This is a genomic window from Stakelama portus, from assembly GCF_003171655.1.
In the GTDB taxonomy this organism is placed as follows: Bacteria; Pseudomonadota; Alphaproteobacteria; order Sphingomonadales; family Sphingomonadaceae; genus Sphingomonas; species Sphingomonas portus.
On the sequence record NZ_QFZL01000005.1, the window covers coordinates 112,199 to 131,181 of the forward strand.

The 18,983-nt window shown below is 64.0% G+C and carries 15 protein-coding genes; 5 read left to right on the forward strand and 10 right to left on the reverse strand.

The genetic code is table 11. The features are described from left to right. Positions 1-4: 4 nt before the first annotated feature. Entirely contained in the window at positions 5-1,654 is a 1,650-nt protein-coding gene (nusA, locus tag DKB74_RS14630; protein WP_109808930.1) for a transcription termination factor NusA, read from the reverse strand. A gap of 6 nt (positions 1,655-1,660) precedes the next feature. Next, entirely contained in the window at positions 1,661-2,230 is a 570-nt protein-coding gene (rimP, locus tag DKB74_RS14635; protein WP_109808931.1) for a ribosome maturation protein RimP, read from the reverse strand. A gap of 288 nt (positions 2,231-2,518) precedes the next feature. Between rimP and DKB74_RS14640 the strand changes: the two genes are divergently transcribed. Beyond that, entirely contained in the window at positions 2,519-3,658 is a 1,140-nt protein-coding gene (locus DKB74_RS14640) for a PQQ-dependent sugar dehydrogenase (RefSeq protein ID WP_109808932.1), read from the forward strand. Between the two features lie 87 nt (positions 3,659-3,745). Here DKB74_RS14640 and DKB74_RS14645 read toward each other — a convergent pair whose 3' ends face one another. Beyond that, the gene (locus DKB74_RS14645; RefSeq protein WP_109809025.1) at positions 3,746-4,228 is read right to left on the reverse strand and encodes an RcnB family protein; all 483 of its coding nucleotides are present in this window, start codon (positions 4,226-4,228) and stop codon (positions 3,746-3,748) included. Between the two features lie 141 nt (positions 4,229-4,369). Beyond that, a complete protein-coding gene (locus DKB74_RS14650; protein ID WP_109809026.1) occupies positions 4,370-4,837 on the reverse strand; it encodes an outer membrane protein assembly factor BamE in 468 nt (155 codons plus the stop codon). A gap of 160 nt (positions 4,838-4,997) precedes the next feature. Between DKB74_RS14650 and DKB74_RS14655 the strand changes: the two genes are divergently transcribed. Continuing rightward, entirely contained in the window at positions 4,998-5,507 is a 510-nt protein-coding gene (locus tag DKB74_RS14655) for a ubiquinol-cytochrome C chaperone family protein (protein ID WP_109808933.1), read from the forward strand. Continuing rightward, on the forward strand, positions 5,504-6,037 hold the full coding sequence (locus tag DKB74_RS14660) for a YceD family protein (protein WP_109808934.1): 534 nt from the start codon (positions 5,504-5,506) through the stop codon (positions 6,035-6,037). Before DKB74_RS14655 ends, DKB74_RS14660 begins: the two co-directional genes overlap by 4 nt. Before the next feature lie 22 nt (positions 6,038-6,059). Here DKB74_RS14660 and DKB74_RS14665 read toward each other — a convergent pair whose 3' ends face one another. Continuing rightward, positions 6,060-6,728 (reverse strand): TetR/AcrR family transcriptional regulator, encoded by a 669-nt coding sequence (locus DKB74_RS14665; protein WP_109808935.1) that lies wholly within the window; start codon positions 6,726-6,728, stop codon positions 6,060-6,062. A gap of 118 nt (positions 6,729-6,846) precedes the next feature. Here DKB74_RS14665 and DKB74_RS14670 point away from each other — a divergent pair, with 118 nt between their 5' ends. Both DKB74_RS14670 and DKB74_RS14675 read left to right on the forward strand, forming a co-directional pair. Further along, positions 6,847-9,075, forward strand: coding sequence for a TonB-dependent receptor (locus DKB74_RS14670; protein WP_109808936.1), 2,229 nt, complete (start codon positions 6,847-6,849; stop codon positions 9,073-9,075). A gap of 98 nt (positions 9,076-9,173) precedes the next feature. Then, a complete protein-coding gene (locus DKB74_RS14675) occupies positions 9,174-10,448 on the forward strand; it encodes a spinster family MFS transporter (protein WP_109808937.1) in 1,275 nt (424 codons plus the stop codon). 177 nt (positions 10,449-10,625) lie between these two features. Here the strand turns inward: DKB74_RS14675 and DKB74_RS14680 are convergent, their stop codons facing one another. From DKB74_RS14680 to pheS, 5 genes are all read right to left on the reverse strand, one after another. Then, positions 10,626-12,194, reverse strand: a complete 1,569-nt coding sequence (locus DKB74_RS14680) for a peptide chain release factor 3 (RefSeq protein WP_109808938.1) — start codon at positions 12,192-12,194, stop codon at positions 10,626-10,628. A 17-nt stretch (positions 12,195-12,211) separates the two neighbouring features. Beyond that, the gene (locus DKB74_RS14685; protein ID WP_109808939.1) at positions 12,212-13,105 is read right to left on the reverse strand and encodes an aldose 1-epimerase family protein; all 894 of its coding nucleotides are present in this window, start codon (positions 13,103-13,105) and stop codon (positions 12,212-12,214) included. A 43-nt stretch (positions 13,106-13,148) separates the two neighbouring features. Continuing rightward, the gene (locus tag DKB74_RS14690) at positions 13,149-15,311 is read right to left on the reverse strand and encodes a methyl-accepting chemotaxis protein (protein ID WP_109808940.1); all 2,163 of its coding nucleotides are present in this window, start codon (positions 15,309-15,311) and stop codon (positions 13,149-13,151) included. Between the two features lie 100 nt (positions 15,312-15,411). Next, on the reverse strand, positions 15,412-17,853 hold the full coding sequence (pheT, locus tag DKB74_RS14695) for a phenylalanine--tRNA ligase subunit beta (protein WP_109808941.1): 2,442 nt from the start codon (positions 17,851-17,853) through the stop codon (positions 15,412-15,414). Beyond that, complete coding sequence (gene pheS / locus DKB74_RS14700) at positions 17,850-18,932, reverse strand: phenylalanine--tRNA ligase subunit alpha (protein WP_109808942.1); 1,083 nt, start codon at positions 18,930-18,932, stop codon at positions 17,850-17,852. Before pheS ends, pheT begins: the two co-directional genes overlap by 4 nt. Positions 18,933-18,983: the final 51 nt, after the last annotated feature.

Sequence of the window (18,983 nt, forward strand, 5' to 3'; positions counted from 1 at the left end):
GCGCTCATTGCTCGGAGTCCGCAACAGCGTCCTCCTCACCCGCCGGGGCTTCCGCCGCAGCAGGTTCCTCTTCGTCCGCGAACCAATGCGCGCGGGCGGCCATGATGATCTCGTTGCCCTGTTCGTCGCTCAGACCATATTCGCCGAGCACGCCGCCCTTGTCTTCGGCACGTTCCGAACGGTTGGGGCTGCTGTCATTGCCACGGCGGCGCGGTTCTGCGCGCTTCTTCTGGACGAGTTCGTCGGTTGCCAGATCGGCCAGATCGTCGAGCGTCTTGATCCCCGCCTTGCCGAGCGTGACCAGCATCGCTTCGGTCAGATACGGCATCGTCGCCAGATCGTCCTCGACACCCAACGCGCGACGTTCCTCGCGATTGGCTTCCTCGCGGCGTTCGAGCGCTTCTGCGGCGCGGCTCTGAAGCTCCTGTGCCAGCTCCTCGTCAAAGCCTTCGATCGTCGCCAGTTCGTCGAGTTCGACATAAGCGACTTCTTCCAGCGCGCCGAAGCCTTCGGCGACCAGCAGCTGGGCCAGCGTTTCGTCGACGTCGAGTTCGTTCTGGAACATTTCCGAACGTTCGACGAATTCCTTCTGCCGCTTTTCGCTGGCATCGGCTTCGGTCAGGATGTCGATCGCCTTGCCGGTCAGCTGGCTGGCGAGGCGGACATTCTGGCCACGACGGCCGATGGCGAGCGACAGCTGATCGTCGGGAACGACCACTTCGATACGGTCATCCTCTTCGTCGATCACGACGCGGGCGACATTGGCCGGCTGCAGCGCGTTGACGACGAAGGTCGCGGTGTCGGGCGACCAGGGGATGATGTCGATCTTTTCGCCCTGCATTTCCTGAACGACCGCCTGAACGCGGCTGCCCTTCATGCCGACACAGGCGCCGACCGGATCGATCGAGCCGTCATGGCTGATGACGCCGATCTTGGCGCGCGAACCCGGGTCGCGGGCAGCGGCCTTGATCTCGATGATGCCGTCGTAGATTTCGGGCACTTCCTGCGCGAACAGCTTCTTCATGAAGTCGGGATGCGCGCGGCTGAGGAAAATCTGCGGTCCGCGATTTTCGCGACGGACGTTGAGGATGATCGAACGGACGCGATCGCCGACGCGAACCACTTCGCGCGGGATCTGCTGGTCGCGGCGGATCACGCCTTCGGCGCGGCCCAGATCGACGACGACATGGCCAAATTCGACGCGCTTGACGACGCCGGTGATGATTTCACCGACGCGATCCTTGAATTCCTCGAACTGGCGCTCGCGTTCTGCGTCGCGCACCTTCTGGAAAATGATCTGCTTCGAAGCCTGCGCCTGAATGCGACCGAATTCGATCGGGGGCAGCGGATCGACGATATAGTCGCCGATCTTGGCGTCCTTCTGGAGCTTTTGCGCACCCTTCAGGTCGACCTGCTTGAAATAATCGTCGACTGCCTCGACCACTTCGACGACGCGCCACAGGCGCAAGTCGCCCGAATTGGGGTCGAGCTTGGCGCGGATGTCGTTTTCGACGCCATAGCGGTTCTTGGCGGCGCGCTGAATGGCGTCTTCCATCGCCTCGATCACGATCGCGCGATCGATCAGCTTCTCCTTCGCGACCGAATCGGCAATCGCGAGCAGCTCGGCCTTGTTGGCGGAAATGGCAGTGGCCATCGTCTCTTACCCTTCTACCTGTGCGTCGTCCGACGCATCTTCGCTATCTTCAAATTCTTCGGCGCCCTCGGCCGAAATCGGCACGGTGGCGGCGATCAGCCGGTCGGTCATGACAAGCTTTGCGTCCCCGATCCTGGCGAACGGCAGCTCATATTCCGCGCCGTCGATGTAGATCAGTACGTTCCGGCCGGACACACCAACCAGATCGCCCTTGAACACCTTGCGTCCGTCTTCATTCTTTTCGGCCAGCGCGATCCGCGCTTCATGTCCCGCCCAGTCGGCGAAATCCTGAAGCCGCGTCAGCGGCCGATCGATCCCCGGCGAACTGACTTCGAGCCGATAGGCATAGTCGATCGGGTCCTTGCCCGCTTCCTCGAGCGCGTCGAGCTTTTCCGAGATACGGCGCGACAGATCGGCGCAATCGTCGATCGTCAGCTGGCGCGTATCGGGGCGCTCGGCCATTATCTGCAGCGTCGGATCGCTTTGCCCGCCGAACATCTTGACGCGCACCAGCGCAAACCCGAGCGCTTTCGCTTCGGGTTCGATGATGTCGGTCAATGCGGCGATATCGGCCATCCGATCTCCTGAAATACATATGCGGCTTCGTAGCCGGAGCCCCGCTGGGCCCCGACCTCGGCAAAGTCACCAATGTCGAGAAAGCACGCGCTATATATGCCGTTGTCGCACATCGGGCAAGAGCGGCGATGGCCATGCCGGATAAAGCCCGTGGCGATGGAACCTGGCCCGTCGTCAGGAGATACTGAAAGGCGCCCGACATAGAGCTGTCGGCATGGTGTCGGACCGCCCAAAGCCGGCTATTCTGCCACCGACCGACCCGAGAATCGAAGGACGAGGAGAAACACCATGACCCGACTGCCCCTGCTGGCAATCACTGCCCTGCTCACTTCGGCAGCCTGCTCCACGCCCGATCCGCAGCGCGCTTCGGCGCCCGACCAGTCGGGCAATCCCTTCGTCGTGACTGAAGTGGCGGATTTCGATTCGCCCTGGGCAATGACGTTCCTCCCCGACAATCGGATGCTGGTCACCGAAAAGGCAGGGACGCTCTGGCTGTTGTCGCCCGACGGCGCGACACGACAGGAAGTCGCAGGCATTCCCACCGTCGACAGCGAAGGACAGGGCGGGTTGATGGACGTCGTCCTCCATCCCGATTTCGCGAACAACAAGCTCGTCTATTTCAGCTATTCCGAAGCGATCGAAAGCGGCGACAAGGGCGTGGTGCTGATGCGCGGTCGGCTCGACGAAAGCGGCGATGCGCCGCGCCTTGCCGATGTCGAGCGGCTGTTCGAAGCCACGCCCTATGTGTCCGGCAACGGCCATTATTCGGGCCGCATCGCCTTTTCGCCCGACGGCCACCTGTTCTTCACCAATGGCGAGCGGCAGAAATTCGATCCTGCGCAGGACAAGTCGGCAACGCTCGGCAAGGTGCTTCGCCTGACCGAAGACGGCGAACCGGCGCCGGGCAATCCGCTGGCGGCGCAGGGCTTTCATCCCGCCATCTGGTCCTATGGCCATCGCAATCTGCTGGGCATCGCCTTCGATGCCGAAGGCAATTTGTGGGAGCAGGAAATGGGGCCGAAGGGCGGGGATGAAGTGAATCTGATCCTGCCGGGCCGCAACTATGGCTATCCGCTGGTATCGAACGGCGATCATTATGACGGACGGCCGATCCCCGATCACAGCACGCGACCGGATCTGGAAGCGCCGAAAGTCAGCTGGAACCCGGTAATCTCTCCGGGCGGGCTGATCGTCTATTCGGGCGACATGTTCCCGCAATGGCGCGGCGATCTGTTCATCGGCGGCCTGTCGAGCAAGTCGCTGGTCCGCGTCGATGTCGAAGGCACGCAGGCGCGCAAGGGCGATCAATGGGACATGGGCACGCGAATCCGCGAAGTCGAACAGGGGCCGGACGGCGCGATCTGGCTGCTTGAGGATGGCGGACGCGGCGCCGATGGCACGCTGATGCGCCTGACGCCGCGCGAATAATCGCCGCAATGCGATCGTCGCGACAAGGCGACGGCGCCGCACCCAGGGGGGTGGTGCGACGCCGCCGCCCGGCGCGACGAACCGCGCTTACCAATAGAAGTTGTTGTACACCCGGACGACGGTGCCGCGGCGGACATTGACCACCAGCAGATCGTCATAGTGACGGACATAGCGCAGGTTTCCGCGCAACGCCGGCAGGTGATAGCGCCACGGATCCGCAATCACATAGCGCGGACCGAAATAGGCCGGAGCGATCCGAACGCCGGCGCGGAACGAAGTGCGGCGGAACGGAGCCGACCAATGGCCGCGCGCGAAATAGGTGCGATTGGCCCTGCGATAATGGCGCCAGTCGTCATCGCGCCAGGCATGGGCGCGATCGCGGCGATCGTCACGACGGTCCCAACGGCTGTCGCGGCGGTCGTCCCGGCGATCATAGCGGTGATCGCGCCGGTCATGACGATCGTCGTGCCGGTCATAGGCGTGGCGCGACTGGGCATTGGCCGTCGCGGGCAACGAAACGGCGGGGATGGCGACAGCGGCGATCAGCGCCGTGGCAAGAAACTTCCTCATCATGTCCTCCTCAGCAATGGTCGGCATTGCATCCCTGGAGGGAGTTGGCCGCCGACGATTGCGTAATGGAGGATGCCGGCTGAACGCGCTGGGAACGCGCGCTTCATCGCTCAGACAGCAAGGTTAATGTGAGGCCGCGTCCTATTGACCGCCAGTGCCGCCCGTCGTGCCCGGCGCACCCACCGTGCCGATATTGCCGAACAGATCCTGGAAGAACCCGTCCTTTCGGCCGAGCGTCGGCGTCGTCTTGCCATAGGGTTCGACCGAGGCGATCAGCGATTCGTCGGTGCGGTCGACCGACTTCACCGTGCCATCGGGCTGAAAGCGCACGATGATCGTCGCCTGTTGCGACGGCTTGGGATTGTTGAAACCCAGATTGCGCGTGTTGCGCGAGATATAATACCAGGTGTCGTTGGTGAATTCGCCGCTCAGCGTCGGATGGCCCAGCGTCTGCAGCACCGAATCGCGATTATCGATGCCGGGCTGAATCGCATTCACCAGATCGGGGTCGATCACATAGCCCTGATGCCCCTTGAGCGGCGTGCAGGCCGAAACGAGCACGGCCACTGCCAGCGCCAGGGCAGGGATGCGTGGGAAGGACACCGACATTCGATTCTCCGGGTACAGGAACATTCTGGGCTCCGCACAATTGCATCGCGGCGCAAAGGCCTCAATATGCGGCATCGCCGCGCCAAACAAGGTGCGGTCGGATCGATCGGTCGCGGCCCTGTCCCGCCACCGTCAACCGCATAGTTGGAACCGACGCGAAATGACATTGCTGAAACGGCTGCTGCGCCGCGATCGCAGCGAAGCGGCCGAACTCTATACCGCCATCATCGCGCGCGGACGCGAACCGCACTGGTATGTCGAGGGCGCGGTTCCCGACACGCTCGACGGGCGGTTCGACATGATCGCCGCGATCCTGTCGCTGGTGCTGCTGCGGCTGGAGCAACAACCCGAAGCGGCCAAACTCAACACCGCTCTGGCCGAACGATTCGTCGACGATATGGACCCGCAATTGCGCCAGATCGGCATCGGCGATCTGGTGGTCGGCAAGCATATCGGGCGGATGATGAGCATGCTCGGCGGGCGGCTGGGCGCCTATCGCGACGGGCTGGCGGCGGGCGATATCGACGGCGCGTTGCAACGCAACCTCTATCGCGGACAGCAAGTGGCGCCCGAGGCGCTGGCGCATGTGCGCGACACGCTGATGGCGCTGCATGCCGGGCTGGAAGCCGCATCGCTCGAAACGCTCGCTGCCGGAGGCCTGCCGCGATGAGCGCGCCGGAATTTTCGCGGCCCTGCCGCCTCGACCGGATCGGCGCGGGCGAATCGGTCCAGACCGTGGAGGCGACCCCCGAGGAACGCGCGGCGCTCGCGCGGCGATTCGGACTGATCGCGCTCGATCGGCTCGAAGCGGAATTCCGCCTGCGTCGGGAGGGGGAAGGAGTCGCCGCGAACGGGCAATTGCGTGCCACGGCGACACAGCCCTGCGTCGTGACCGGCGATCCCGTACCCGCAAGGATCGACGAAGCGTTCGAACTGCGATTCCTGCCCGAAACCGCCGATGGCGAACCCGATGCCGAGATCGAGCTTTCGGAAAGCGAATGCGACACGATGTTCTTTACCGGCGGCGCGATCGATCTGGGCGAAGCCGCGGCGGAGACGATGGCGCTCGCGCTCGATCCCTATCCGCGCAGCGAAGGCGCCCAGGCCGCGCTCAAGGAAGCCGGCATATTGAGCGAAGAGGAAGCCGGGCCGGTCGGCGCACTGGCGGCGGCGTTGAAAGACAAGCTGTCGGGCAAATAGGGCCCGGCTGCCCGGCCTGACTTTATGCCTCGCCCCGACCGATCCCGCGGGCCAGCATCGCGGCGACGATGTCGGCGATTTCGTCGGGCGTCCCTTCCTCTGCCCATACGCCATAGCGCAGACCGAGAAACACATTCATCCCCATGATCGCCCAGGCGTGGACTTCGCCCACGCCGTCGCGAATTTCGCCGCGCTCGGTCGCAGCTTCCAGTCGCGACCGGATGCGGTCGGCAGTGCTTTGATAGTGGAGGCGGAAGCTCTCCGGATCGACGAATTCGGCCTCGTCGATGATGCGATAAATTTCCTTGTGCCGCCGCACGAACGCAATGAACGCTTCCAGACCCGCCCGTTCGGCATCGATCTGATGTTCGGCTGCGCGAAGCGCCGGAGCGACATTGTCGCGGACCTGAGCCGACATGTCGCGCACCAGCGCGCGGAACACTTCGTCCTTCGAATCGAAATAGGTGTAGAAACTTCCCAGCGCGACGCCCGCGCGGCGGGTGATCCCGCTGATCGACCCGTCGTGAAATCCCTTTTCGCCGAACTCGACCGCCGCCGCGTCCAGAATCGCGCGCAGCGTGCGGCGCCCGCGTGCCGTGCGCGGCGATTTGCCCGCACTGGCCGCGTCATCGGGTGCGACACCAGCGCCATCGCTTGCCGATGTGGCCTCCGTGCCACGCCTGGTCGCCATATTTTGCCTCTCCTGTTCGTACCAAGTTGAAACCCGGTTCAGGTTTCAGTATAGCCTCCGCCAACTTCATACAACCCGCGCCATCGAAGCCGGGGTTTTGACTGGGGAGGAAGACCATATGTCACGCATGATTCCGTCTGCCCGCACGATTCTCTGTGCAGGCGCCGCTTTTGCCGCACTGGGCTCTGCGCCCGCATTCGCTCAGGACGCCGGCCAGACGACCGACGCCGCGCTCGAAGCACAGTCGGGCGACGAAATCGTCGTCACGGCGCGCCGCCGCGAGGAAAGCCTGATCGATGTTCCGATTTCGCTGTCGGTGATTTCGGGCGATACGCTCACCGAACAGGGCGCGCCCGATATCACTGCGCTGCAGGATCGCACGCCGAACCTGACGCTTCAGATCGCGCGCGGTTCGAACTCGACGATGATCGCGTTCAGCCGCGGCGTCGGCCAGCAGGACCCGCTCTGGGGCTTCGAACCCGGCGTCGCGCTGTACATCGACGATGTCTATGTCGCGCGTCCGCAGAACGCGATTCTCGACATTTTCGACGTCGAGCGCGTCGAAGTGCTGCGCGGCCCGCAGGGCACGCTCTATGGCCGCAACACGATCGGCGGCGCGATCAAATATGTCACCAAGAAGCTGGGCAATGAATTCCACGCGTCGGGCCGCGCTTCCTATGGCAGCTATGATCAGCTCGATCTGGTCGGCACGCTGACGATTCCGCTCACCCAGTCGCTGTCGATCGGCGGCTCGGTCGCGCGCTACACTCGCGATGGTTATGGCGAGAACCTGACCACCGGCGTCGATCAATATGACAAGGACGTGCTCGCGGCCCGCGTTTCGGCCGAATGGGCGCCGACCGACAATATCTTCGTGCGCGTTGCGGGCGACCGCACGCTCGACAAGTCGCACCCGCGCCACGGCACCCGGCTCGAAGGCAATGGCGGCCTGCCCGCCTATGAACCCACCGACAGCGTTTATGACACGCGCGCCGGAGCGGGCGATTATAACCGGGTGATGAGCCAGGGCCTGTCGGCAACCGCCGAAATCGGCCTGTCCGACGAGCTCACCTTCAAATCGATTTCGGCCTGGCGCAACGGCAACACCGATACGATCATCGATTTCGACAATACGCCCGATCCGACGCTCGACATCCCGGCCTATTATCAGGACCGCCAGTTCACCCAGGAACTGCAGCTCCTCTATACCGGCGATCGGCTGCAGGGCGTGTTCGGCGTCTATTACCTCAATTCGCGCGCATCGGGTGCGTTCGACACGGTGGTCGGCCTGCTGGGGCTCACCATTCTCACCTCGGGCACGGTCGATACCAAAAGCTATGCCGCGTTCGGCGATCTGAGCTACGATCTCACCGACCAGTTCTCGCTGTCGGTGGGCGGTCGCTATACCAAGGACGACAAGACCGGATCGGTCTATCGTCAGAACTTCACCGGCCTGCGCAGCCCGCGTTTCGGCAATGCTGCGGCGGTGCCGGGCCTGCTGCGTACCGATTACACCAATGACCGCAGCTTCGATCAGTTCACGCCGCGCGTATCGCTCAGCTATCACCCGCGCCAGGACCTGAATTTCTACGCCAGCTGGGGCAAGGGCTTCAAATCGGGCGGCTTCGACATGCGCGGCGACGCGATCCTGACGCCGACCACGGTCAACGGGTATGAGCCGGAAACGATCGACTCCTATGAAGTCGGCATGAAGGGCGCGTTCCTCGATCGCACGCTGTTCTTCAATCTCGCCGGCTTCTATTCCAACTATAAGGACCAGCAGGTCACGATCCAGTCGCCGGCTGCCGGTGGCGGCATCGCGAGCTTCGTCGACAATGCCGGCAAGGCCGAAATCTATGGTTTCGAAGCCGAAGCGCGCATGGTCCCGTCGCGTCACTTCACTGCGAACCTCGTCGTCGGCTACACCCATGCCGAATATAAGGAGTTCTTCACCTACATCGCCGGCGGCACGACCCCGGTCGATGTGTCGGATCAGCGCGTGTTCCAGAACACGCCGCGCTGGACCGTGAACGCCTCGGCCACCTGGTCGGAAGATGTCGCGGGCGGCACACTCGCCTTCACCCCGGCCATATCGATGCGCAGCGACATTTCGATGTTCGAGTATGTTTCGCCGCTCGATCAGGACGGCTACTTCCTCGTCGATGCCAGCCTCAACTGGACCTCGGCGGACGATCGCTATCGGATCGGCGTCGCCGCGCGCAACCTGACCGACGAACGCTACCGCGTCGGCGGATACTATTTCCCGGGCGCGCTCTACGGCAATTCGATCATCGGCTATTACGGCCCGCCGCGGACCGTGACCGGCACGATCCAGTTCCGCTATTGATCTGCCAGCTTTCACTTTTCCAACGGGCTGATTAGAATGCCCGGTATGGGCCGGTCGCAGCACCCGCGAACCGGCCCAATTTTTTGGAGAGAAACGCCATGAACGCATCCGGCGCGGCCGTGGACCTGCGGTATAGCAGAGTAGTGCTGGCGATGCTGCTGCTCGTCTATACCTTCAACTTTCTCGACCGGCAGATACTGGGCATTCTGGCGGGCCCGATTCAGGCAAGCCTGCACCTTTCCGATGCACAGTTCGGGATGATCGGCGGCACTGCCTTCGCCATCCTCTATTCGGTTCTCGGCGTTCCTCTTGCGCTGCTGGCGGACAAGATCGGCAAGACGCGCGTGATCGCCGGATCGCTTACGGTATGGAGCGGCTTTACCGCGCTGTGCGGCACCGCGACCGGCTTCTGGTCGCTGTTCCTCTATCGCCTGGGCGTCGGGGTCGGCGAAGCGGGCGGCGTGGCGCCTTCCTATGCGCTGATCGCCGATTATTTCCCGGTCAACCGGCGCGCACGTGCGCTTGCCATCTATTCGACCGGCATTCCGATCGGTCTGGGCTCGGGCGTACTGCTCGGTGCCTATATCGCCGCGAATGTGAACTGGCAGGCAGCGTTCATCACTGTCGGCATTGCCGGCATTATCCTCGCACCGATCTTCCTGCTGGTCGTGCGCGATCGCCCCATGCCGGTCGCTGCGGCGACGCGCGAGCCGGTTCTTTCGGTCCTTCCGATCCTGACCAGAAAGCCTGCATTCTGGCTGCTCTCGGTCGGCGCGGGGTGCAGCTCGATGGCGGGCTATGGCCTCGCGCTGTGGGTTCCCAAGATCGTCGGCGTCCAGTTCGGCTGGACCGCGCCGGAGGATCTGGTGAAGGTCGGCCAGTTCATGGCATCGCTGCTGCTGATCGGCGGCACCGCCGGGATTTTCCTCGGCGGCGTGCTGGCCGACCGGCTCGCCCGGATCAATCGCGCCTGGTACGCCCGCATCCCGTCGATCGCATGGCTGATCGCGGCGCCGATGTTCATGCTGGGGATGCTGACGCCGTCGCCGGTGCTGGCCTGGTGCTTCCTGATCGTCGCCAATGCGCTCAACACGCTGTGGCTGGGACCGATCATCACCGCCGCCCAGCACCTCGCGCCCGAACGGATGCGCGCGGGCACGTCGGGCACGTTCCTGATGGTCAACAACCTGCTCGGCCTGGGCGTCGGTCCCTGGCTGATGGGCGCGATTTCGGACGCGATGAAGGGCAGCTATGGCGACGATTCGATCCGCTATGCCGCGATTATCTGCGTGGCGCTCTATCTCGTCGCCGCGGTGCTGGTTCTCGCCGCGATCCGCCCGCTCAAGCGCGGATGGGTCGAATCGACGATCTGATTGCACGGGCGGCGGGTCCAGAGTGATCCGCCGCTACGTACAACACCGAGTCGGACTATTCCCGACTCCCCGCCCGGCGAATTCTGCGGCAAAAATGCCGCAAATCCGAGAGCGAACAAGCCTTCCGGGTCGCCGGGCCGGACGATTGCCCCCCCGCATCGTCCGGCCCCTTAGCCGTCAGCGTTCGCGCGTCGCGGCGAATTTCACATCCGGGTAGCGTTCGGCGATATAGCCGACTTCCCACGCCGATTTGGCGAGGAACACCGGATTGCCGTCGCGATCCTTGGCCATCGCCCCGCGATTGATGTCGGTGAAGTTCTTGAGCGCCGCCGGATCGCCGGAAACCCAGCGCGCCGTGTCATACGGCGAAGGTTCGAGCGCCGCCGCAACCTTATATTCCGCGTCCAGCCGCGAAAGCAGCACTTCGAGCTGGAGCTGCCCGACCACGCCGATGATCCAGTTCGACCCGATTTCGGGATAGAAGACCTGAGTCACGCCTTCCTCGGCCATATCGTCGAGGGCCTTGCGCAGCTGCTTGGTCTTGGTCGGGTCCTTGAGCGCGACGCGGCGCAGAATTTCGGGCGCGAAATTGGGCAGGCCGGTGAACCGGATGCCGCCCTTTTCCGACATGGTATCGCCGACGCGCAGCGTGCCGTGATTCGGGATGCCGATGATGTCGCCCGGAAATGCCTCGTCCGCCAGCTCGCGCTGCTGCGCGAAGAACAGGATCGGCGAGTGGATGGCGATCGGCTTGCCATGGCCGGTCGGCGTCAGCTTCATGCCGCGCTTGAACGTCCCCGAACAGAGCCGCATGAAGGCGATGCGGTCGCGATGGTTCGGGTCCATATTCGCCTGGACCTTGAAGATGAAGCCAGTGACTTCGTCATTGTCGGGCTGAACCGGGGCGGGCTCGGCAGGCTGCGGGCGCGGCGGCGGGGCGTGTTCGGCAAGCGCGCCGATCAGCGCATCGACGCCGAATTCCTTGAGCGCCGATCCGAAGAATACCGGCGTCAGATCGCCGTTGCGATAGGATTCCCCGTCGAATTCGGCATAGCCCGCCAGCGCCAGTTCGGCATCTTCGCGCAGTTTGGCGAGATTTTCGGGCGAGATGAGGGCATCGAGCTGCGGATCATCGAGCCCGCTGGTCTGAACCACCTTGCCGTGAAATTCGCGGCTGGGGCCTTCGGGCAGCAACAGCTTGTTGGTGCGCAGGTCGAATATGCCTTCGAACTGCCCGCCCATCCCGACCGGCCAGGTCATCGGCGTGACGTCGAGCTGGAGAAGTTCGGCGACTTCATCGAGCGTTTCGAACACCGCGCGCCCTTCCCGGTCGCATTTGTTGACGAAAGTGATGATCGGCACGTTGCGCAACCGGCACACTTCGAACAGCTTGCGCGTCTGGCTTTCGATACCCTTCGCCACGTCGATCACCATCACGGCCGAATCGACGGCGGTCAGCGTGCGATAGGTGTCTTCGGAAAAATCCTCGTGCCCCGGCGTATCGAGCAGGTTGAAAGTGATGCCGTCGCGTTCGAACGTCATCACCGAACTGGTCACGGAAATGCCGCGCTGCTGTTCGATCTTCATCCAGTCCGACCGTGCACGCCGCGCCGCGCCGCGCGCCTTCACTTCGCCGGCAAGGTGGATCGCGCCGCCGAACAGCAACAGCTTTTCGGTAAGCGTGGTCTTGCCGGCGTCGGGGTGGGAAATGATCGCGAAGGTGCGGCGATCGGGAGCCTTGTTCATCGCGGCGCTTTAGCGCCTCAGATGCCCAGCGTCACGCCCATTACAAAGCTGCGCGCTTGTCCCGGCGCAAAGCGCAATATCCCGGGCTTGTCCCAGATTTCGCCAGTAAAGCCTTCCGGGTCGGCAATGCCATGCCAGGGTTCGATGCAGACATAGCGCGCGCCCGGCTTGGTCCAGATGCCCAGCATCGGCGTGTCGGGAAAATCGACGGTCAGGTCATGTTCGCCATCGCCATAGCACAGGCTGCTGCTGGCGATTTCGGGCCAGATCAACGCGTCATCGACGAACAGCGCGTCGCGCAGCGCCAAGCTTGGCGGATCGCCGACCAGCGGGCTGGGCTGCGGATCGGGCGCGATCAGCCCGTCCGCGCCGACACGCCGAATCGGGATGCCGCGATCGCCCTGCCCGAACGCAATCCTGTGATCGGCGCGTTGCCCGCCATAGGGCAACGGCCAGGCAAAGGCGGGATGAAAGCCGAAACTGGCGGGCATGTCTTCCGCACCGCAATTGGTCACTGTCGCCGTGATCATGAGCGAAGGCCGATCACCGCCCGTCACCTGAAACGCGACGTCGAGACGGAATGCGAAGGGATAGGCCGGCCGCGTCGCCGGGCCATCGACCAGCCGGAACACGGCGCGATCGGCCTCCCGCACGATCGGGTCGAAGGGGAGCGTGCGGGCAAAGCCATGTTTGGGCAGAGGATATGCGCGCCCGTTCACCCGATAGGCGCCGCCGCTGAGCGCGCCGACAATCGGAAACAATAACGGCGCCCGCCCGGTCCAGAATGCCGGATCGGCATCGGTCATCAACTCGCGCCCCGCCGCGTCGCACAGGCTGGAAAGCTCTGCCCCGAACGGGTTGATTTCGGCGCTCAGCGTGTCGCTGGCGATCCTGATCCAGTCATCGGCCATGGCCCCAGCATAAGCGTGCCATGCGATCGCCGTCGAGCGGGTTTCAGGCCGCCATATGCATCCCGGTCCCGCTGCCCGGTCGCGGCGCGGGCATCGCGCCCTGCCGCCCGCTCACCGTGAAATGATCGGTTTCCTGACGCAGCGAGACCGCTTCGGTCATCAGCGTGCGCGCAGCCGCCGATGTTTCCTCGACCATCGCGGCATTTTGCTGCGTGGCCTGATCCATCTGGCCCATCGCGGTGTTGATTTCGGCGATGGTATTCGCCTGCGCGGCGTTGGCGCGCGCCATCGCTTCGACCAGCCCTTGCACCTGGTCCATATTGCCGTTGATCCGGTCGAGCGCGCCGTCAACCTTGTCCACCGCCACCACGGCGCGACCGATCTCCTCCTGCGTGGTGGTCAGCTGTTCGCGCGCATTGCCCGCCTCTTCCTCAGCACGCATCGCCAGCGCCGCGACCAGATCGGCGACGACCGCAAAGCCGCGCCCTGCCTCGCCTGCCCGGCCGGCCTCCACCGCTGCGTTCATCGCCAGAACGCGCGTCTGGAACGCGATCTTGTCGAGCCCCTCGATCACCGCGTCGATGCCCTTGGCGCTTTCCGAAACGCCTTGCATCGACTGGGCGGCTTCGGCGGCAACGGAGCGGCCTTCGCGCACGGCCGCATCGGCGGTCTGTGTCGTCTGCGACGTTGCCGAGGCCGACCGCGCGGTTTCGCGAATCTGCGTCTCCAGATTGGCGACCGCCGCCGTCGTCTCTTCCAGCGAAGCCGCGTTGCTTTCGGTGCGGCGCGCCAGATCTTCCGACGCCTTCGAAATTTCGCGGCTGCTCGCGCTGATTTCCTCGATGCTGCGCAGCGACTTGCCGATCAGTTGCTCCAGGCTTTCGACCGAACGGTTGAAATCGGTCTTCAGCGACGCAAGCGGACCATCCAGCGTCGCATTGACGCGATAGGTAAGATTGCCCTCGGCAAGCGCGGAGAGCCCGCTGCCGATGCTTCCGGCGATAAGCTGGGTCTGGATCTCGCGCTCGCGTTCCTGCGCGTCGCGGGCAGCTTCCGCCTCGGCAAGCTTCACCCGGAACGCGCGCACCGTATCGCCCAGCTTGCCCAGTTCATTGCCGCCCTCTGGCAGCACGGGTTCGCCGGTCAGGCGTCCGGCGCTCATGTCGTCCATCGTCCGGATCACCTGCGAGACCGGATTCATGATCGAGCGCGCGACGAACCAGATGATCGCCGACAGTGCCAGCACGAGAGCGACGAACAGGCCGATTGCCCAGGTCAGCGCATTGGTTGCCTGGCGCAAATCGGCCTCCGCGCCTTCGACGATCTCGGTCGCGACGTAATTTTCCAGCGCATGCATCTCGTCGATCCGCGCGGTCGTCGCCGCCCACCAGCGATCGGCGCTGCCGACCAGCGGCACATCGGGTTCGATGCTGCGGTGCGCGGCATCGCGCAGGGCAGTGGCTTCCTTTGCCGCCGCGCCGTTTTCGATGGCATCCAGCCTGTCAATGTCCTCGGCCGAAGCGAATTCGCGGAAGGTGGAAAGGTTGCTGCGGCTCAGCGCGTCATAGGCCGCGAATTTCCGCAGGATCGGATCGTGAAAAATGCCTGCCCCAAATCCCGTGGCGCCCATGGCGCGTTCCAGCCCCGCGCGCTCCTTGGCATGCAACAGCAACAGATAGGCGCTGCGCTCGCGCGAAGCCTCGCCGCTGCGCCCGATCGAAGACAGTTCGTTGAGCGTTTCGAGCATCAGGTCGATCACGCCGGTATAGCGCGCCGCCGCCTCGGGCACCGGAATCGCAAACTGGTCGACTTGCTGCCGGGTGGCGGGGATCTTGTCATATTCGGCGCGAAACCGCTGAATCGGTTCGCCGAGCGGGCTGTTCATGACCACGTAGGAATGCTCACCGGAGGAGCTGCGCAGTGCTTCGCGCGCCTTGTCGGTCCGCTGGCGCTGTTCGCGCAGCTCCCTGGCGAATTTTCCACCACGGCTGCTGATGAAACCTGCCGAAAGTCCGCGCTCGCGCTGTATTTCGTGCATCAGCGCGCCCATATGTTCGGACACCTCGACCAGTTCGAGCACAACATCGCTCTGCACACGCTGATCGTTAAGCCGCACCACATCGACGAATGCGAAATAGGCGACAGCAATCATCGGCACGATACCGACAAGCAAAATGCGGTGGAAAAGCTTCATTTTCTGCAACATGAGCACGCCCCGGCCGTCTGGAATATCTTCCAGATTATAGAGGCGTGCGCGGAGTCGAGTCGGCTCGCGCCGGCTTTTTATACTATCGAACCGGAGTCGATCAGCCGCGTAATTCAGCGCCCATCTTGCTCGCCACCGTAACGATTTTGTCTGCTATTGCCTTCAATTCGGCATCGGTGAAGCTTTTTTCGGCCGGTTGCAGCGTTACTTCGACGGCGAGACTCTTCTTGCCTTCGGGAACCCCGGTACCGGTGAAGACGTCGAACAGTCGCGCATCGACAATATTCGCCTTGTCCGCACCCTTTACTGCACGAACCAGGTCGCCGGCGGCGACATCGACATCGACCAGGAACGCAAAATCGCGTGTCACCGGCTGCAGCGCGGGCGGCGTATAGGCCGGGCGCATGAAACCGGTCGCACGCTTGCCCGGGATCGCGTCGAGATAGACTTCCACCGCCGCCACGGCTTCATCCAGGTCGAACGCGGCCGTCACGCGCGGATGCACCATGCCGAATGCGGCAAGCACGTTTTTGGGGCCCAGCCGCAACGTGCCCGACTGGCCCGGATGCCACACATCGCCGGCATCGCCCATGACGAGCAGATTGGCGACCGGCGCCCCGGCGGCTTCGAGCAATGCCAGCGCTTCGCCCTTGGCATCGAACCCGTCAAAGGGCTGCGCCTTTCCATGCTTCCACCCGCGCGGTGTCTTGTCCCCTGCCAGCACGGCAGTGAGTGTCGCGCGTTCGTCGAGCTTACCGGCGGCATCCGCCAGATACCGGCGCCCCAGTTCGAACAGGCGCACGCTGTCCGCGCCGCGCTTGAGATTGCGCTCCGCCGCCGCCAGCAGCCCCGGCAGCAGCGAGGGGCGCATCACTTTCATTTCCTCGCTGATCGGATTGGCGAGCGTCCATGCCCCGCCGCCGAACGGCGCGGCTTCGCCTTCGGAAATGAAGCTCCAGGTAACCGCTTCGTTGATGCCGCGCGCAGCCGCCGTGCGGCGCAGTTTGCGCTCCAGCTTCTGTTCGGGCGTCGCAGTCGGCTTTGCCACGCCGGGAATGCGGGCGAGCGGCGTGGCAGGCACCTTGTCGATGCCTTCGATCCGGATCACTTCCTCGACCAGATCGGCCGAACCCTCGACATCGCGGCGCCAGCTGGGAACGGTAACGCGCAAATCCTCGAAACGACCGGTGATATCGACCGGATCGCCATTGGCGTCGAGCGGTTCGACGCGGAAACCCAGGTTTTCGAGGATGTCCTTCTGCCGTTCCGGCGCAATCGCCAGCCCGCCCAGCGTTTGCGCGCGATTGGGGTCATAGCCGATGATATGCGGTTGCGACGGCGCCTCTCCGGCGCGCGTGACGGCGCTCGGCGTGCCGCCGCACAGCGCCAGTACCAGCCGCGTGGCGATCGCCAGCCCGTCGTCGAGGAACGCCGGATCGACGCCGCGTTCGAACCGCTGGCGCGCGTCCGAGGTCAGCATCAGCTTCTGGCCGGTACGCGCGATATGATCGGGATCGAAATAGGCGCATTCGATCAGCACATCGGTGGTGGTTTCCGAAGCACCCGATTCCTCGCCGCCCATGATGCCGCCGATATCGTGCACCGCCGCGTCGTCGGCGATGACCGTCATCGTCTCGTCGAGGCTATAGGTCTTGCCGTTGAGCGCCAGCAGCTGCTCGCCGGGCTTCGCCTTGCGCGCGACCAGCCCGCCGGTCAGCTTTGCCATGTCATAGACATGGAGCGGGCGGCCAAGCCCCACCGACACGAAATTGGTGATGTCGACCAGCGCCGAAATCGGCTTTTGCCCGATCGCTGCCAGCCGCCGCTGCAACCATGCGGGCGAGGCACCATTGGTGACGCCGTGCACGCTCTGCGCAAAAAAGGCGGGACAGCCTTCGCTGTCTTCGGTCCGCACATCGGGGCCGGCGCCGCTCGCTGCGATCTTCGGCAGCGAACCGATGATGTCATCGAGCGGACGCAAACTCCCCATGCCCGCCGCCGCCAGGTCGCGCGCGATACCGCGCACGCCCATGCAATCCTGCTTGTTGGGGGTGATCGACACATCGATCACCGGGTCGTTCATTCCCGCATAATCGGCAAAGGCCACGCCCACGGGAGCATCGTCGGGCAATTCGATGATGCCGTCATGATCCTCGCCCAGTTCCAGCTCGCGCGTCGAACACATCATGCCGTTCGAGGTGACGCCGCGAATCGCCGAAACCTTCAGCTCCATGCCGTTCGACGGCACGACCGCGCCCGGCAATCCGAGCACGCCGACCATTCCCGCACGCGCATTGGGCGCGCCGCACACGACCTGCAGCGGATCGCCCTCACCGGCATCGACCGTCAGCACCTGCAGCTTGTCGGCATCGGGATGCGGCGCCGCGGTCAGCACTTTGGCGACACGGAATCCCGCCAGCTTCTCACCGGGATTTTCGACCCCTTCGACTTCGAGGCCGATCCGCGTCAGCGCTTCGGTGATCGCGTCGATATCGGCGTCGGTTTCGAGATGCTCCTTGAGCCAGCCCAAAGTGAACTTCATGCGCCGACTCCCCCCGAAAGCGTGGGTACGTCGAGCGCCGAGAAACCGTAATGGCGCAACCAGCGCAGATCGCCGTCGAAGAAGGCGCGCAAATCATCCATCCCATATTTGAGCATTGCGAGGCGATCGATCCCGCATCCGAATGCGAATCCCTGCCATTCCTCGGGGTCGAGCCCGCAGGCGGCGATCACCTTGGGATGGACCATGCCGCTGCCCAGCACTTCCATCCAGCCTTCGGATCCGCCGATGACGCGTTTGCCCTTTTCGATCGAAAAGCCGACATCGACTTCGGCGCTCGGCTCGGTGAAGGGGAAATAGCTGGGGCGCAGGCGCAGCACGATATCGTCGCGCTCGAAAAACGCCTTGAGGAAGGTTTCGAGCGTCCATTTCAGGTGGCCGAGCGTGATCCCCTTGTCGATCACCAGCCCTTCGATCTGATGGAACATCGGCGTGTGCGTGGCATCGCTGTCGCTGCGATAGGTACGGCCCGGCGCGATGATGCGGATCGGCGGCTTTTGCTGCACCATGGTGCGGATCTGCACCGGGCTGGTATGCGTGCGCAGCAGCATCTTCTGCGCGCCGTCCTCGCCTTCCGGGAAATAGAAGGTGTCGTGCATCGCCCGCGCCGGATGCGTGTCCGGAATGTTGAGCGCAGTGAAATTATGCCAGTCGTCCTCAATCTCCGGACCGGTGGCGACCGAGAAGCCCAGATCGGCGAAGATTTCGGCCAGTTCGTCCATCACCTGGCTCACCGGATGGACGCTGCCCTGTGGCGTCGCATCGACCGGCAGCGTCATGTCCTTCACTTCGGCCGCGAGCCGCGCTTCCAGCGCTGCGCCTTCGAGTGCCGCCTTGCGCGCGGCGATCGCTTCGGTCACCGCTTCGCGCAGGCCATGGATACGCGGGCCTTCGCTCTGGCGTTCCTCGGGGCTCATCTTGCCCAGCGTCTTGAGCAGCGCCGTCACCGCGCCCTGTTTGCCGAGCGCATGGACGCGCAGCGACTCCAGCGCATCAAGGCTCATCGCGGCATCCACGGATGCAAGCAGGTCCTGGCGAAGCTGATCGATATCGGTCGTCATGTCGGCGCCTCCAAAGCAAATGGGCGCGGGTGGCGCAATGGGCGATTGGCG

Excerpts from the sequence above, each read along its gene's own strand:
- DKB74_RS14665 (WP_109808935.1), bottom strand. The coding sequence starts at position 6,728 with ATGGCGACCAGGCGTGGCACGGAGGCCACATCGGCAAGCGATGGCGCT.
- pheT (WP_109808941.1), bottom strand. The coding sequence starts at position 17,853 with ATGAAGTTCACTTTGGGCTGGCTCAAGGAGCATCTCGAAACCGACGCC.
- DKB74_RS14680 (WP_109808938.1), bottom strand. The coding sequence starts at position 12,194 with ATGAACAAGGCTCCCGATCGCCGCACCTTCGCGATCATTTCCCACCCC.
- DKB74_RS14675 (WP_109808937.1), top strand. The coding sequence starts at position 9,174 with ATGAACGCATCCGGCGCGGCCGTGGACCTGCGGTATAGCAGAGTAGTG.
- DKB74_RS14685 (WP_109808939.1), bottom strand. The coding sequence starts at position 13,105 with ATGGCCGATGACTGGATCAGGATCGCCAGCGACACGCTGAGCGCCGAA.
- rimP (WP_109808931.1), bottom strand. The coding sequence starts at position 2,230 with ATGGCCGATATCGCCGCATTGACCGACATCATCGAACCCGAAGCGAAA.
- pheS (WP_109808942.1), bottom strand. The coding sequence starts at position 18,932 with ATGACGACCGATATCGATCAGCTTCGCCAGGACCTGCTTGCATCCGTG.
- DKB74_RS14660 (WP_109808934.1), top strand. The coding sequence starts at position 5,504 with ATGAGCGCGCCGGAATTTTCGCGGCCCTGCCGCCTCGACCGGATCGGC.
- DKB74_RS14650 (WP_109809026.1), bottom strand. The coding sequence starts at position 4,837 with ATGTCGGTGTCCTTCCCACGCATCCCTGCCCTGGCGCTGGCAGTGGCC.
- DKB74_RS14670 (WP_109808936.1), top strand. The coding sequence starts at position 6,847 with ATGTCACGCATGATTCCGTCTGCCCGCACGATTCTCTGTGCAGGCGCC.
- DKB74_RS14645 (WP_109809025.1), bottom strand. The coding sequence starts at position 4,228 with ATGAGGAAGTTTCTTGCCACGGCGCTGATCGCCGCTGTCGCCATCCCC.
- nusA (WP_109808930.1), bottom strand. The coding sequence starts at position 1,654 with ATGGCCACTGCCATTTCCGCCAACAAGGCCGAGCTGCTCGCGATTGCC.
- DKB74_RS14640 (WP_109808932.1), top strand. The coding sequence starts at position 2,519 with ATGACCCGACTGCCCCTGCTGGCAATCACTGCCCTGCTCACTTCGGCA.
- DKB74_RS14690 (WP_109808940.1), bottom strand. The coding sequence starts at position 15,311 with ATGTTGCAGAAAATGAAGCTTTTCCACCGCATTTTGCTTGTCGGTATC.
- DKB74_RS14655 (WP_109808933.1), top strand. The coding sequence starts at position 4,998 with ATGACATTGCTGAAACGGCTGCTGCGCCGCGATCGCAGCGAAGCGGCC.